13 protein-coding genes and 1 tRNA gene are annotated in these 13,418 nt (G+C 67.2%); 8 read left to right on the forward strand and 6 right to left on the reverse strand.

The genetic code is table 11. From position 1 onward, the window contains the following. Together GGR00_RS07780 and GGR00_RS07785 are read left to right on the forward strand one after the other, a co-directional pair. Positions 1-1,212 (forward strand): beta-ketoacyl-[acyl-carrier-protein] synthase family protein, encoded by a 1,212-nt coding sequence (locus GGR00_RS07780; protein ID WP_184699036.1) that lies wholly within the window; start codon positions 1-3, stop codon positions 1,210-1,212. A 165-nt stretch (positions 1,213-1,377) separates the two neighbouring features. After that, positions 1,378-2,082 (forward strand): glutathione S-transferase N-terminal domain-containing protein, encoded by a 705-nt coding sequence (locus GGR00_RS07785; RefSeq protein ID WP_055981176.1) that lies wholly within the window; start codon positions 1,378-1,380, stop codon positions 2,080-2,082. 24 nt (positions 2,083-2,106) lie between these two features. Here GGR00_RS07785 and GGR00_RS07790 read toward each other — a convergent pair whose 3' ends face one another. From GGR00_RS07790 to GGR00_RS07800, 3 genes are all read right to left on the reverse strand, one after another. Further along, positions 2,107-2,424, reverse strand: coding sequence for a hypothetical protein (locus GGR00_RS07790; RefSeq protein ID WP_184699038.1), 318 nt, complete (start codon positions 2,422-2,424; stop codon positions 2,107-2,109). Between the two features lie 92 nt (positions 2,425-2,516). Further along, a complete protein-coding gene (locus GGR00_RS07795) occupies positions 2,517-3,125 on the reverse strand; it encodes a nucleoside triphosphate hydrolase (protein ID WP_184699040.1) in 609 nt (202 codons plus the stop codon). Positions 3,126-3,197: 72 nt separating this feature from the next. Then, complete coding sequence (locus GGR00_RS07800; protein ID WP_184699042.1) at positions 3,198-4,283, reverse strand: hypothetical protein; 1,086 nt, start codon at positions 4,281-4,283, stop codon at positions 3,198-3,200. A 311-nt stretch (positions 4,284-4,594) separates the two neighbouring features. On the opposite strand from GGR00_RS07800, the gene GGR00_RS07805 reads away from it, so the two are divergent. Beyond that, entirely contained in the window at positions 4,595-5,548 is a 954-nt protein-coding gene (locus GGR00_RS07805; protein WP_184699437.1) for a D-alanyl-D-alanine carboxypeptidase family protein, read from the forward strand. Between the two features lie 46 nt (positions 5,549-5,594). Here GGR00_RS07805 and GGR00_RS07810 read toward each other — a convergent pair whose 3' ends face one another. Continuing rightward, positions 5,595-5,996, reverse strand: coding sequence for a (R)-mandelonitrile lyase (locus tag GGR00_RS07810; RefSeq protein ID WP_055981190.1), 402 nt, complete (start codon positions 5,994-5,996; stop codon positions 5,595-5,597). Between the two features lie 147 nt (positions 5,997-6,143). Next, positions 6,144-6,731: an IMPACT family protein gene (locus GGR00_RS07815; RefSeq protein WP_184699044.1), complete on the reverse strand. Its 588-nt coding sequence runs from the start codon at positions 6,729-6,731 to the stop codon at positions 6,144-6,146. A 263-nt stretch (positions 6,732-6,994) separates the two neighbouring features. Here GGR00_RS07815 and GGR00_RS07820 point away from each other — a divergent pair. Further along, positions 6,995-7,071, forward strand: a tRNA-Arg gene (locus tag GGR00_RS07820). Positions 7,072-7,465: 394 nt separating this feature from the next. After that, the gene (locus GGR00_RS07825; protein ID WP_184699046.1) at positions 7,466-9,151 is read left to right on the forward strand and encodes an amidohydrolase; all 1,686 of its coding nucleotides are present in this window, start codon (positions 7,466-7,468) and stop codon (positions 9,149-9,151) included. A 97-nt stretch (positions 9,152-9,248) separates the two neighbouring features. On the opposite strand, the gene nhaA is transcribed toward GGR00_RS07825, so the two are convergent. Beyond that, positions 9,249-10,424, reverse strand: coding sequence for a Na+/H+ antiporter NhaA (nhaA, locus tag GGR00_RS07830; RefSeq protein ID WP_055981198.1), 1,176 nt, complete (start codon positions 10,422-10,424; stop codon positions 9,249-9,251). 254 nt (positions 10,425-10,678) lie between these two features. Between nhaA and GGR00_RS07835 the strand changes: the two genes are divergently transcribed. Genes GGR00_RS07835 through GGR00_RS07845 form a run of 3 tightly spaced genes read left to right on the forward strand, consistent with a single transcriptional unit; the run spans position 10,679 to position 13,409 of the window. Continuing rightward, complete coding sequence (locus GGR00_RS07835) at positions 10,679-11,251, forward strand: sigma-70 family RNA polymerase sigma factor (RefSeq protein ID WP_055981680.1); 573 nt, start codon at positions 10,679-10,681, stop codon at positions 11,249-11,251. Next, positions 11,248-11,910 (forward strand): anti-sigma factor, encoded by a 663-nt coding sequence (locus GGR00_RS07840; RefSeq protein WP_184699048.1) that lies wholly within the window; start codon positions 11,248-11,250, stop codon positions 11,908-11,910. Before GGR00_RS07835 ends, GGR00_RS07840 begins: the two co-directional genes overlap by 4 nt. Further along, positions 11,907-13,409, forward strand: a complete 1,503-nt coding sequence (locus GGR00_RS07845) for a S8 family serine peptidase (protein WP_184699051.1) — start codon at positions 11,907-11,909, stop codon at positions 13,407-13,409. The genes GGR00_RS07840 and GGR00_RS07845 overlap by 4 nt, the downstream gene beginning before the upstream one ends. Positions 13,410-13,418: the final 9 nt, after the last annotated feature.

Here is a 13,418-nt window from a genome sequence, read left to right on the forward strand (position 1 = left end):
ATGGATCGCAAGCGCATCGTCATCACCGGCCTCGGCGGGCTGTGCGGACTCGGCACCGACGCGGCTGCCATCTGGGACGGCCTGCGCAATGGCCGCTCTGCCATCGGCCCGATCGTGCAATCGCCATTGCACGATCTCAAGACCCGCACCGGCGCCGAGATCAAGGAACTGCCCGACCACGGCATCGACCGCAAGCAGCTGGTGTCGATGGACCGCTTCAGCCTGCTTGCCGTGATCGCGGCGCGCGAGGCGATGCGCCATGCCGGCCTGACCTCCGACGAGACCAACACCTACCGGATGGGCACCGTCGTCGGCGTCGGCGTCTGCGGCTGGGAAGCGATCGAGGAAAACTACCGCGCCATCCTGCTCGAGGGCAGGAACCGCGCTGGCATCTTCACCGTGCCCAAGGTCATGCCGGGTGCCGCAGCCGGCCAGGTCAGCATGAATCTCGGTCTGCGCGGCCCGGTCTTTGGCGCCACCTCCGCCTGTTCGTCCTCCAACCACGCATTCGCCACCGCCATGGATCAATTGCGCGCCGGCCGTGCCGACGTGATGGTCGCCGGCGGCACCGATGCGCCGCTGGTCTGGGGCATCGTCAAGGCTTGGGAAGCGCTGCGCGTGCTCTCGCCCGACACTTGCCGTCCGTTCTCGGCCGACCGCCAGGGCCTTGTGCTTGGCGAAGGCGCGGGCATGGCCGTGCTCGAGACTTACGAACATGCCGTCGCACGCGGCGCCACCATCCTGGCCGAGCTCGCCGGAGCCGGCATGTCGGGCGACGCCTCCGACATCGTTGCGCCGACTGTGGAAGGCCCGGCCGCCGCCATGCGCGCCTGCCTGCACGATGCCGGCCTGGCGCCCGAAGAGGTCGACTACATCAACGCCCATGGCACCGGCACCAAGGCCAACGACCAGATCGAGACCGCGGCCATCAAGCGCGTGTTCGGCGCGCATGCGCACAAGCTGTCGGTGTCGTCGACCAAGTCGATGCACGCCCACTGCCTCGGCGCCTCGGGTGCGCTCGAAATGATAGCCTGCGTCATGGCGGTGCGCGAAGGGCTGGTGCCGCCGACCGCCAACTATCGCGAGGCGGATGCCGACTGCGACCTCGACGTGACGCCCAATGTCGCCAAGGCGCGCCCGGTGCGTGTGGCGATCAGCAACGGATTTGCCTTTGGCGGCACCAACGCCGTGGTGGCGGTGAAGGCAGCCTGAGAGCGGCCTTCGTCCACGTTGCGTAGGGACAAATCAGCGCGCTTGCATATTGATGCAGCGCGCCTGCATGCCTAATTGATGCAGCGCGCCTGCATGCCTAACTCTTGCGTGCCCCACCATTCCGGTCAGCGCTCCGCGCCGGCCCACCCCCACGAGGAACCGTCGATGAGCGATCTCACTCCATTTCCGATTGCCGCGCGTTGGCCGGCGCAGCACCCCGACCGCATCCAGCTCTATTCGTTCCCGACGCCGAATGGCGTCAAGGTGTCGATCGCGCTGGAAGAGCTCGACCTGCCCTATGAGGCCCACGCCATCAACATCGGAAAGAACGAGAGCTGGACGCCCGAGTTCCTGGCGCTGAACCCGAACGGCAAGATTCCGGCGATCATCGATCCCAACGGCCCCGGCGGCAAGCCGCTGGCGCTGTTCGAATCGGGCGCGATCCTGCTCTATCTCGCCGAGAAGACCGGGCGCCTGATCCCCGCCGATCGCGCCCGCCATTACGAGACGATCCAGTGGGTGTTCTTTCAGATGGCCTCCGTCGGCCCGATGTTCGGCCAGCTCGGCTTCTTCCACAAGTTCGCCGGCCGCGAGATCGCCGACAAGCGGCCGCTGGAACGCTACCGCGACGAGTCGCGCCGGCTTCTCGGCGTACTTGACCAGCGCCTTGCCGGCCGCAAGTGGATCATGGACGACGACTACACCATTGCCGACATTTCGCTGCTCGGCTGGGTGCGCAACCTGATCGGCTTCTATGAAGCGGGCGACATCGTCGGCTTCAAGAGCTTCGAGAATGTCGCGGCATGGTTGGAACGCGGACTGGCGCGGCCGGCGGTGCAGGCCGGGCTGAACATCCCCGCGCGTTCCTGAAAATCGCGCTGGCCGGGGCTTGGTCTACTTGGCCTTGGCTTTCGCCTTGCCGCCGTCGCGGGTGATCACCGAGGCGGCGATGCCGGCCACGCCGGTTGCCACGCCCTTGACCTTGCGCATCATCCGGGCGGCCACCGATGGCCGCTTGTCGGCGGCGGGCGTCTTCGGGCTGCCAGCCTTCGCCGGCTTATCGGCCGCAGGCGTCACCTTTCTTGGCGCGGCCTTGCCGAACGCCGGCTTGGCCGCGTCTTTCGACCGTTCGGCCATTGCCGGCCCTGCGCCCACCTTCGACTGAAGGGCCTTGCCCGACCTGGGGGCAGCTTTCTTCGCCTTGGTAACCATGGCCATCACCTCGCTGTTCCGAATGTCCGGACCCGCATCTGCAGGTCGTACCCATCAGACAACGGGCAATCCGGGCTTCGGTTCCGGCTGGCTCAGATGACCAGGTCGGCCTTGCGCCGCGCCGCGAGCACGCGGTCGATGTTGGGCATGTCGTTGGTATCGATCCAGTTGCGGGCGTCGGCGTCGGACCGGCCATGCTCGCGCCAGCGTTCGACCAGGCGCCGTTCGAGTTCCTCGCGTGGCACGTCGACGAAGATGGTGAAGTCGAACAGGGATTCGAGCCGCTGCCAGGGCTCCTCGTCGAGCAGCAGGTAATTGCCTTCGACGAGGATGAACTTGACGTCGGCGCCGACGATCTCGGCCGCGGCGCGCGACAGCTCGATGCTGCGGTCGAACACCGGAATGGCAATGTCGGGTTCGGCGGCGCGCAGCCGCTTGAGCAGCACTTCGAAGCCGGCAAAGTCGAAGGTTTCCGGTGCGCCCTTGCGCGCGCTCAGTCCACGCGTCTCGAGCACCTTGTCGTCGAAGTGGAAGCCGTCCATCGGCACTACGGCAGCCGAACCTTCGGGCAGCACGTCGCGCAGCGCCGCCGACAGCGTCGACTTGCCCGAACCGGGCGGCCCGGCGATGCCGATGACGAAGCGCTCGGCGTGATGGGCGCGCTTGAAAAGGGTGGCTGCGATATGGGCTATCTCTGACATGGGCCTTCCCGATGGTCTCGTTTGGCATCCTGCTGGAGCATCAGACAAAATTGAGGCGGCGAAGGTTCCAGTTCAAGTGCGTTTTGCAATTCGCAGGAACTGATCGTCGAAGGCGGTGTCGCGGGTGCTGCCGTCCGCGAATGCCAGCCGCAGCGTTCCCGCGCCGGGAGTGATCGAAACCGGCGGCTGCCCGCCTTCCAGCGGCAGGGCGCCGACGACCTGGCGGAAGGCAACATGGCCGCCGAGCGCAAAGGCGGTCTCCACGCCCTCGCGCCGCAGCCAGTTGTCACCGAGCGAGGCGGCATGACCGATCGCCGTGCGGCCGTCCTCGATGCCGAGGGCACCGGCCCGGCCGTTCCACGGCGCGTAGTAGCGGCCGCCATTGCTGATCCACAGCATGGTAACGGGCAGCTCGTCCGGGTTCTTCAGCACCAGCACGACGTCACCCTCGGCCTTGCGCGCCACCGCCGTCCAGCCCATGCCGCCGTGGTCGGCTTCGACAAGCGTGACGAAATCCTCGTGCCGGCGGCTGGCGCTGTAGTCGGCGAGGTCGACCTCGCCGCCCGAAGCGTCGGGAAAGCGCGCCAGATCGGTGCTGCGGGCGGGGTAGGCGAGCAGATGGCTGCCGCGCGCCGGGTCGGGTTCGGTCGCATCCGGCGGAGTCGTCGCCAGCCGCTTCGGCGAAAACGCCAGCCGCCCGCCTGCCTGCATCTCCGTCATCGGGTGATGTGCGACGGAGATCGCGCCGGAACCGCCGGTGAAGCTGTGTTCCTGGTAAAGGAAGGGATGGCCGTCGCGCAGGATGAGCGTCTTGTCGACCGTCGCGCCCATCACCTTGTGCTGCAGCCGGAAGCCGGCGCGGCGGCCGCCCGGAATGGCTTCATCGAAGACGAGGTCCCATGCGCTGTTGGCCGGCCAGCCATGGAGCGGTGCTGCCTCGACGTCGCTGCGCGAAAACGGCGCGCAGAGAAAATCGCCAGACAGCCTGGCGACACCCGCCGGCAGCCCTTCCGGCAGGTCCGGCCTGTCGATCCACGGCGCGCGATGCAGCGGCCTGATGCTGCGCCCGCCGGCGTCGATGGCCAGATCGGCGAGGTGGCCGACCGAGAGGTCCAGTGCGACGGAAATGCCCCCGGCCTGCAATCGATGCACGTTCATCTGCCAAATCACCCGCTGTTGCTGCACCAGACAAGCCGCTTTTTCACGGCTGGCGCAAGCTTGCAGGTGTAACCAATAGTCAACACCGTCCGCGCAACATGAGCCTGGCGCGTCGAGCCAAATGGACGGCTTGGCGTACATTCTGTAGTTTCCGGCTGTTGTTGCCGGCCGGCATCTCACTCAGCCAGAGTTTTTGGCGACCACCGACAGGTTTTTCGTTGCTAGCCCAAGTTTTCCTGCTTCCGCGCTTCCCCGGGTCGTTCCAGCTGCCAGTGCCCCGGCTTCTCCGCCAGGTCGCAGCGCTGTTTGCCATGGCCGTGCTGCTCGCCGGCTGCGCCACATCGGAGGCGCTTGATGTCGCACCGCCGGCCGCGCCGGAAAAATATGCCGCCATCGTCGTCGACGCCTCCAACGGGCGCACGCTGTTCCAGGCCTATTCGACGGCGCCGCGCTATCCCGCCTCGCTGACCAAGATGATGACGCTGTACCTGACCTTCGAGGCGATGCAGCAGGGTCGGGTCGCCAAGACGACGCTGATCCCGGTGTCGGCCAACGCGGCGGCGCAGCCGCCGTCCAAGCTCGGCTTCAAGCGTGGCGAGCAGATCGAGCTGGAAGCGGCGATCCGCGCGCTCGCCACCAAGTCGGCCAATGACGTGGCGGTGGCCGTCGGCGAATATCTCGGCGGTTCGGAGGAGGGATTTGCCCGCCAGATGACGTCGAAGGCGCGCCAGCTCGGCATGACCTCGACGGTGTTCCGCAATGCGTCGGGCCTGCCCGATGCCGCCCAGCGCACCACCGCGCGCGACATGGCCGTGCTCGGCATGGCGCTGCGCAAGCATTTCCCGCAGCATTATTACTATTTCTCGGCCACCGATTTCAATTTCCGCGGCAAGCGGGTGCGCGGCCATAACGACCTGCTCGGCCGGGTCAATGGCGTCGACGGCATCAAGACCGGCTACATCAGGGCGTCGGGCTTCAACATCGTCACTTCGGTCAATGCCGGCGGCCGCAAGCTGGTGATCGTGGTGATGGGCGGCGACAGCGCGCGCAAGCGCAACGCCCATGTCGAGGAACTGATCGTGCGCTACATGCCGCAGGCTTCGGGTGGCAGCGTGGCGTCGTCGCTGTTCCAGCCGGCGCCCGCGGCCCAGCCGGTGCAGATGCCGACCGAGACGGCGGTTGCGATGCCCGCCGCGACGGCGATGCCGGCGCCTCCGGGCCTGCCGGCGGCCCCGGAACCGGTGCCGGCGGCCGGAATCTACTGACGCGCGTCCCCCGGCGCTCGATCCGCCGGGGCTAGCATGGGTTGGCTCAGGCCGGCGCCTTGTATTGCGCGGCGCTGACATGCTCGAGCCAGTCGACGGCGCGGCCATCCTGCGCTTCCTGGATCGCGATGTGGGTCATCGCCGTGGTTGCCGTGGCGCCGTGCCAGTGCTTTTCGCCGGGCGCGAACCAGACGACGTCGCCGTTGTGGATTTCCTGCACCTCGCCGCCCCAGACCTGGACCCAGCCGCAGCCTGACGTCACGACCAGGGTCTGGCCGAGCGGATGGGTGTGCCACGCTGTCCGGGCACCGGGCTCGAAGGTGACGCTGACGGCGCGGACCATGGCCGGCGCCGGCGCCTCGATGAGCGGGTCCTGGCGCACGGCGCCGGTGAAGTAGTCGGGCGAGGGGGTTGCCGACGGCCGCGATCCGCAGCGTTTGATGTCCATTTCGCAATCTCCTTTCAGGCAGATGGTGGCGCAAGCGACGGCCGGCGGCGCGGGCTGGGGGTGTCTTGCCCGAGCTTATGGCCGTTTCCCGGCCAGCGCCATCCGTGCCGCGCCCAGGCTGGCATGCTGCAAGGCCCGCACCGGGAATCAGTCGGGCAATGCCACGGTTGCCCGCCCGCTGCTCAGGTTGACGACCATCCCGGCGATGGCCGCCGCATCGGCTTCGGGCAGGGCAAGGGTCAGCACAGCGCCGGTGGCGGTGAAGGTTTCGACGACGGTGCGGACGCCAGGCAGGGCGGCTAACCTCGCCTGGACGATCGCCAGGTCGGCGAAGTCGAGGGTCACCACGGCGTCGACGGTGGTGACGAGCGGCACCTTGGCGGCCGCGCGCAGGCAGGCCGAAGCGGTGCCGCCATAGGCGCGGACCAGCCCGCCGGTGCCGAGCAGCACGCCGCCGAACCAGCGCGTGACCACGACCGCGACATTGTCGAGCGCCTGGCCGTCGAGCGCCTGGAGGATCGGCTTTCCCGCCGTGCCGCTGGGTTCGCCGTCGTCGCTGAAGCGGTACGCCTGGCCTGTGCGCCAGGCCCAGCAATTGTGGTTGGCCGACGCATCCGAATGGGCGGCGATGAACGCCTTGGCCGCAGCCTCGTCGGCCACCGGACCGGCGACCGCCAGGAAGCGGCTTTTCTTGACGTCCTGGGCGAAATTTTCGATGTGCGCGAGGGTGAACATGGCTGGGGGCGGTTAGACAATGCATGGCGATCCTCGTCAATCTGCTCCGGCGTGCGCCGGCACCCCGCTTCTGTCTCTGTCTCGGCCAGGGACGAGGCAAGGCGCGGCACGCGCGTGCGTTGCTCGCCACAACTGCCGCCTCGGGTGCGCGACTGCCGTGCGTGTCGCGCAACTCCATTTCCCCCGTTGAAGCCTGCCGCCGCATCGGCTATGAACGCGCGTCGTCCGGTGCGCCGGGCGTGTTCGGTGGTTGCCACCGACGAGCACCCGTAGCTCAGCTGGATAGAGCGCTGCCCTCCGAAGGCAGAGGTCACAGGTTCGAATCCTGTCGGGTGCGCCAATTGGCGGAAGTTTTCCGTCCGTACGCTTTTTGAATTGAATGCATTCCACTGCGGGCAATCTGGACGCACTGGAACCCTGAAATGGCTTCAATTCGAAAAGCGAAAAGGCACATGACTCGGCGCGAGTCCGTCATGTCGCCTCCGGAACTCCCCGCAGGATCGCAACACAATACGATCGCCGTCGACTGTCTCGCGCCAGTCTGCATCGTGGCGAAAGTCGGGTTGCTGAGCCGTCCCGGCTGTCGGACGGCGACAAGGTCTCCAAGGATTTTGCCGCTCTGAAGAAATAGGGCCTTCCCGCCGGTCCGGGCCCGCCGGTACCCGACGACCCGGCGCCATGGACGGCGTTCCCGTCGGCGCCTAGGTTGGGGCGCCCATCCAGGAGAACACCGAATGACCAGCAGCGGCATCAAGACGGCGGCGGCGATCCTTGCCGGGGGCTTGGCGACGGTTCCGGCCCTGGCAAAGCCGATGGTCCTGACCAACGCCAGGGTTCACACGGTCAATCCGGCCGCGCCGTCGGCGCAGGCGATTGCCATCGACGATGACGGCGTCATCCTGGCCGTGGGCACGAAGGAGGCGGCGCTGGCCGCAGCGGGCAAGGACGCCGATGTGATCGACCTCGACGGCATGTCGGTGCTGCCCGGTTTCCAAGACGCGCACATGCACCTGATCGAAGCCGGCGTGAACGAGATCCTGTGCGAGTTCGAACCCTTCGACACGCTCGACAACACCCTCGATGCGGTTCGCGACTGCGTGAAGTCCAGCAAGACCGAATGGGTGCTGGGGTCGGGCGTCAGCATGACGAACCTGCTCGACCAGAGCGACAACCCAAGAGCCTTGCTCGACGAGATCTCTCCGGACAGGCCGGTGCTGATCCTCGACGACATCGGCCATGGCGCCTGGGCCAACTCGGCCGCGATGCAGGCCGCAGGCTATGACGCGATGGCCGCCGATCCGCCTGGAGGCATCATCCTGCGCGATGCCGGGACCGGCGAGCCCAACGGCGTCGTGCTGGAGAACGCGCAGCAGAAACTGCGCAACCTGGCCTTTCCCGACACGCCGGAGAACGTCGAATTCGCTTATGAAAGCCTGTTGCCGACGTTGCGGACCCTGGCCGAGAACGGCATCACCTCGGTCAGCGACGCCGGCGGGTTCTGGCCGCAGGGCCACCTCAAGGTCTGGCAGAAGGCGGTGGCCAACGACACGCTGACGGTGCGCGCGTCGAATGCGCTCTATGTCTATCCGGACCTGCCCTTCGACGAGCAGATGGCGGCGCTGAACAAGCTCTATTCCAACGACCCCGCCAGCCTGCTGCGCTTCAACCAGGCCAAGATCTATGTCGACGGCATTCTCGAGCAGCGCACCGGTGCCGTGCTGCAAACCTATCTGAAGGGTGCCGGCATCGATCACGGCCATGACAGCGGCTTCCTCTATTTCGATGTCGACACGCTGGATCGCTATTCCCGGGAGCTGTCGAAGTCGGGCTTCCAACTGCACTACCATGTGACCGGAGATCGCGGCGCGCGCCTCGCCCTCGACGCCATCGAGCAGTCCGATCCCAAGCCCGGACCGCATCGGCTGACCCACCTCTATCTGCTCGACAAGGCGGACTATCCCCGTTTCAAGCAACTCGGCGTGGTTGCCGATTTCCAGCTGGCGCCGAGTTCGATCGATCCGGAATACAACAAGTTCATCCGCCAGTTCATCGGCGACCGCGCCGACCGCATGCTGCCGGCAGCGTCGCTGACGGCGACGGGCGCCGAGGTGGTGATGAGCAGCGATTTCGACGCCGACGAACTGTCGCCGCTGGTCAAGATACAGGCGGCGCTCACGCGCAAGAGCGAAGGCGCGCCCGATGTCGCCACCGCCATCGAATGGATGACCATCAACCCGGCGCGCCTGCTGCACCAGGACAGGACGACCGGTTCGCTCGAGGTCGGCAAATTCGCCGACCTCGTGGTGATCGACCGCGACATCACGGCCATTCCGGTCGCGCAGATCGGCAAGGCAAGGGTCGTGGCGACACTGCTGCAAGGCAAGCCGGTCTATGATCCCGACGAGATGTTCGAGGAATAGGAGCCTGGCGCAGGAGCGGATGTGCTGCATCCGCCCCGGTTCGAACAAATCGTCGCCAAGCGCCCCGAAACTGCGTGAACAGAGCGGGGTGGTCAGGTCATCGGGCCGCGTCCGGAGCTGCGACGCGGAGCAGCAGGTAGCCGACCAGCCCCGCGGCGAGCGAGCCCAGCAGGATGCCGATCTTCGCCTGTGCCTGAAGGTCGACGTCGCCTTCGAAGGCCAGCAGCGTGATGAACAGGCTCATGGTGAAGCCGATGCCGCACAGGAAGGCCGTGCCCGCAAGTTGCAGCCAGCTTGCATGGACCGGAAGATCCGCGACGCCAAGGCGTATCGCCAGCGTTGAAAGGCCGAACACGCCGACAAGCTTGCCGGCCAGAAGCCCGAGCCCGACGCCCATCGTCACGGGTGCGGCCAGGGCTTCCGCCGGCAGGCCGAGGAAAGGCACGCCGGCATTTGCCAGGCCGAAAATCGGCACGATCAGGAAGCCGACCGGCACATGCAGGCGGTGTTCGAGGTGGTGCAGCGGGCTCTTGCTCTCGTCGTCCGGGTGGCCGGGCGTGGGCCTGAGGGGAATGGTGAAGGCGAGGATCACGCCGGCCAGCGTGGCGTGGACGCCGGAGCGGAGCACGAACACCCACAGGACCAGCCCGAGCAGCAGATAGGGCGTCAGTCGTTTCACGCCGAACCGGTTCATCCCGAAAAGCACCGCGATCACGGCGGCTGCGCCCGCGAGGTCCGGGAGCGACAGGCCTGCCGTGTAGAACAGCGCGATGATGACCACCGCGCCGAGGTCGTCGATGATCGCCAGCGCGGCGAGGAAGACGCGCAGCGAGGCCGGAACCCGGTCGCCGAGCAGCGACATGACGCCGAGTGCGAAGGCAATGTCTGTGGCCGCGGGGATAGCCCATCCGCGTGCACTCGGACCGGCGTTGAACGCCAGGTAGATCAAGGCAGGCACGACCATGCCGCCAAATGCGGCGATGCCCGGCAGCGCACGTCGTGACCAGGTGGACAACTGCCCGTCGAGAACCTCGCGCTTGATCTCCAGCCCGACCAGCAGGAAGAACACCGCCATCAGCCCGTCATTGATCCAGTGGGAGACGGACATCGGTCCGACATAGGTACGGAGCAGGCCATCATAGGCGGGCCAAAGCGGCGAGTTCGCGGCGACCAGCGCCAGCGCGGCAGCCCCCATCAGGATCAGTCCGGCAGAGGACTGATTGTCCAGGAACCGGCGCAGGGCGCTTGGCTGGCGATTTACGGGATTGGTCATGGGCGTCTCCGGACACAGGCTCTCGGCGCTGACGGCCCGACCAGCGCTGGAACCTGCCCGCACAAGGCGAACACCCAGCGTGGATATGGCATCTGGGGACGCCGATCGCAACCCGACCGGTGTTTGTCCTCGTCTCGCGCCCGCTGGCCATGCCGGCAAAGTTCGGCTAGCTTCGTTTCGTCCGAAACATTCCGGTGAACCTTTTTGCGGCCAACGACGACCAAGCAGACAGGAGCCCGGCGGTTGCACCGGCCATGAACATCGCATCAGACCCCATGTCCGATCGTGATCTCGTGAGCCGGGTCGCGAACGGCGACCGCGCCGCCTTGCGGCTCCTGTTCACGCGCCACCACGCACGGGTCTACCGTTTCGTGGCGCGCCAGACGGGGTCGGAAGCCATGGCGGATGACGTTGCCAATGAAGTGTTCCTGGAGTTGTGGCGCAAGGCGCCGCAGTTCGAAGGCCGTTCGGAAGTCTCGACCTGGCTGCTCGGCATCGCCCGCTTCAAGGCGCTGTCGTCGCTGCGCAAGCGCAAGGAGGACTGGCTCGACGACGACGATGCAGCCGCCGTGCCCGACGGCTCGGACACCCCGGAAGTGGTGACGATGAAGCTGGACAAGGGCGCAGCCCTGCGCCGCTTCGTCGATGCGCTGGCCGAGGAGCATCGCACCGTCATCGACCTCGCTTATTATCACGGCAAGTCGGTGACCGAGATCGGCGAGGTGCTGGACATTCCGGTGGCGACGGTGAAGACGCGGATGTTCTATGCCCGCAAGAAGCTTGGCGAAGCCTTGAAGGCCGCCGGATACGACAGGGGCTGGCCATGAGCGCTGCCGAGAAGATGTCCCGCCGCGACGAGATCGAAACGCTGCTGCCGTTCTACCTGAACGGTACGCTGGAAGGCGCCGAACTGGCGACTGTCGAGGACTGGCTCGCCAGCGATCCGGCCGCACCCGCCGCCCTCGAGGCCGCCGAGGCAGAGTTCTCCGGCACAATGGCGTCCAACGAGGTGATCCGCCCGCCGGCCGATGCGCTGAGCCGCTTCTCCAGGATGCTCGATGCCGAAGCCGGGCCGGTGCGCGAGCCGCAGGCGCAGTCGTTGCTGTCGCGTGTCTGGGAAAGGTTCATGGGCCTGCCTGTTGGCGTCGCCTGGGGTGCGGCTGCGGCCTTGCTGGCGCTGGTCATGGTGCAGTCGGTGCTCGAACCCGGCGGCCGCGGCAACGATGTTCAGGTCGCCGGCACCGGCGAGGAGCAGTCGAAGCTGCCCTTCGCGCTGGTCACGTTCAAGCCGGATGCCAGGATGGCCGACATTGCCGCGCTGCTCGGCGACAACGGGGCGGCGATCATCGACGGCCCGACGGCAAGCGGCGTCTTCCGCGTCGCCATTCCCGCCGAGACCGTCGCCGACTACGACCGCATCGTCGGCCTGATCGCGGCGGCACCCTTCGCCGATACGGTAACGGCGGGAAGGAAGCCAGCGGGATGACACTGCCGGGGCAGGTTACAGGGTTGATGCTGGCGGCGACATTGTTTGCCGCCGCGCCTGCTCTTGCCCAGACCAACGATCCCAGCCTGACGCCGCAGCAGCTGGATTGCCTCAACCGAACGACTGCCGCAACAAGCGTCGATTGCCTGCAGCCCGGCGCCGGCCCGACGCCAGGCGGCCCGGCCGATGGTAGCGGAATCCCGCCCCGGGCGGTCGGCTTGCCCGAATTGCTCGTCGACCTCTTTCCCAATCCCGGCGACTTTCCCGGTGTCGCATCCGGCGGGCAGGCAGCTGTTCCGGTGCCGACGCCAAACCCGCTGCGCGACCCGGCCGCCGCAAGCCCCGATCCGTCTGGTGGCGGCACCCAGGCGGGCGGAACGCCGACACCGCCGCCACCTGATGTGCCTCCGCCCGGAGCGGCGATCATCGCACCGCCGCGTGCCATAGCGGGCGCCTTCGTGCCCGACGAGGTGCTGGTCACCGTTGATGGCGGTGCGCCTGTCGCCCAGGCTGTCGCTGCCGCCTATGGCCTGGAAATCCGGTCGCAGCGACTGTCGGCCCTGCTCGGCACCAGTCTCGTCCGCTACGGCATCCCCGATGGCCGTCCGGTCGGCACGGTGCTTGCGCAGCTCGCCGGCGACGGCCGCACCACGACACGCGAGCCCAATCACATCTACGAGTTGCAGCAGGCGGCAGCGGTGCCCAATTTCGCCTTCCAGCGTATCGCGCTCGACGAGGCCGCCGCTAATGGCGAGAACGTCAGCGTCGCGGTCATCGACACCGCCATCGACGACACCCATCCGGCGCTGAAGGGCGTTGTCGCGGGGAGCTTCGACGCCATGCCGGGGGTGACCGTCACCGCCCGCGACCATGCCACCTCGGTCGCCGGCCTGATCGCCGGCACGGGGCCGTTCAAGGGCATGGCGCCGGGCTCGAAGATCTTCCATGCCCGCGCCTTCGAAGGCGGCAAGTCCAACATGGAGATCATTCTCAACGCGCTCGACTGGGCCGCCGAGCAGAACGTCCAGATCGTCAACATGAGCTTCGTCGGGCCCAAGAACGCGCTGCTGGAGCAGGCCAGCCGTGGCGCCCGCGCCCGCGGCATGATCTTGGTCGCTGCCGCTGGCAACAATGGTCCCGGCGCGCCCTATGGCTACCCTGCTGCCTACAAGGGTGTCATCGCGGTGACGGCGACCGACGCCAAGGACGCGCTGATGAAGCAGGCCAATCGCGGGCCTTATGTCTACATCTCGGCCCCCGGCGTCGATCTCATGGCGCCGGTCGGCGGCGGCACCGACCTGGTGACGGGCACCTCGTTTGCCGCAGCCGTGGTCAGCGGCGCGATCGCTAACCTGCTGCACAATGAGCCTGGGCGCTCGGCCGACTCGATCGAAAAGGCGCTCGCCGCCACGGCCACCGACCTTGGCGACAAGGGCCGCGACACCGATTTCGGTTTCGGCCTGATCAACACCAAGGCCGCCGAAGCCGCCCGGGAGTAGGGGCTCGCC

The sequence above is a fragment of the Aminobacter aganoensis genome (assembly GCF_014206975.1).
Taxonomy (GTDB): domain Bacteria; phylum Pseudomonadota; class Alphaproteobacteria; order Rhizobiales; family Rhizobiaceae; genus Aminobacter; species Aminobacter aganoensis.

Excerpts from the sequence above, each read along its gene's own strand:
- GGR00_RS07780 (WP_184699036.1), top strand. The coding sequence starts at position 1 with ATGGATCGCAAGCGCATCGTCATCACCGGCCTCGGCGGGCTGTGCGGA.
- GGR00_RS07785 (WP_055981176.1), top strand. The coding sequence starts at position 1,378 with ATGAGCGATCTCACTCCATTTCCGATTGCCGCGCGTTGGCCGGCGCAG.
- GGR00_RS07790 (WP_184699038.1), bottom strand. The coding sequence starts at position 2,424 with ATGGTTACCAAGGCGAAGAAAGCTGCCCCCAGGTCGGGCAAGGCCCTT.
- GGR00_RS07795 (WP_184699040.1), bottom strand. The coding sequence starts at position 3,125 with ATGTCAGAGATAGCCCATATCGCAGCCACCCTTTTCAAGCGCGCCCAT.
- GGR00_RS07800 (WP_184699042.1), bottom strand. The coding sequence starts at position 4,283 with ATGAACGTGCATCGATTGCAGGCCGGGGGCATTTCCGTCGCACTGGAC.
- GGR00_RS07805 (WP_184699437.1), top strand. The coding sequence starts at position 4,595 with ATGGCCGTGCTGCTCGCCGGCTGCGCCACATCGGAGGCGCTTGATGTC.
- GGR00_RS07810 (WP_055981190.1), bottom strand. The coding sequence starts at position 5,996 with ATGGACATCAAACGCTGCGGATCGCGGCCGTCGGCAACCCCCTCGCCC.
- GGR00_RS07815 (WP_184699044.1), bottom strand. The coding sequence starts at position 6,731 with ATGTTCACCCTCGCGCACATCGAAAATTTCGCCCAGGACGTCAAGAAA.
- GGR00_RS07825 (WP_184699046.1), top strand. The coding sequence starts at position 7,466 with ATGACCAGCAGCGGCATCAAGACGGCGGCGGCGATCCTTGCCGGGGGC.
- nhaA (WP_055981198.1), bottom strand. The coding sequence starts at position 10,424 with ATGACCAATCCCGTAAATCGCCAGCCAAGCGCCCTGCGCCGGTTCCTG.
- GGR00_RS07835 (WP_055981680.1), top strand. The coding sequence starts at position 10,679 with ATGAACATCGCATCAGACCCCATGTCCGATCGTGATCTCGTGAGCCGG.
- GGR00_RS07840 (WP_184699048.1), top strand. The coding sequence starts at position 11,248 with ATGAGCGCTGCCGAGAAGATGTCCCGCCGCGACGAGATCGAAACGCTG.
- GGR00_RS07845 (WP_184699051.1), top strand. The coding sequence starts at position 11,907 with ATGACACTGCCGGGGCAGGTTACAGGGTTGATGCTGGCGGCGACATTG.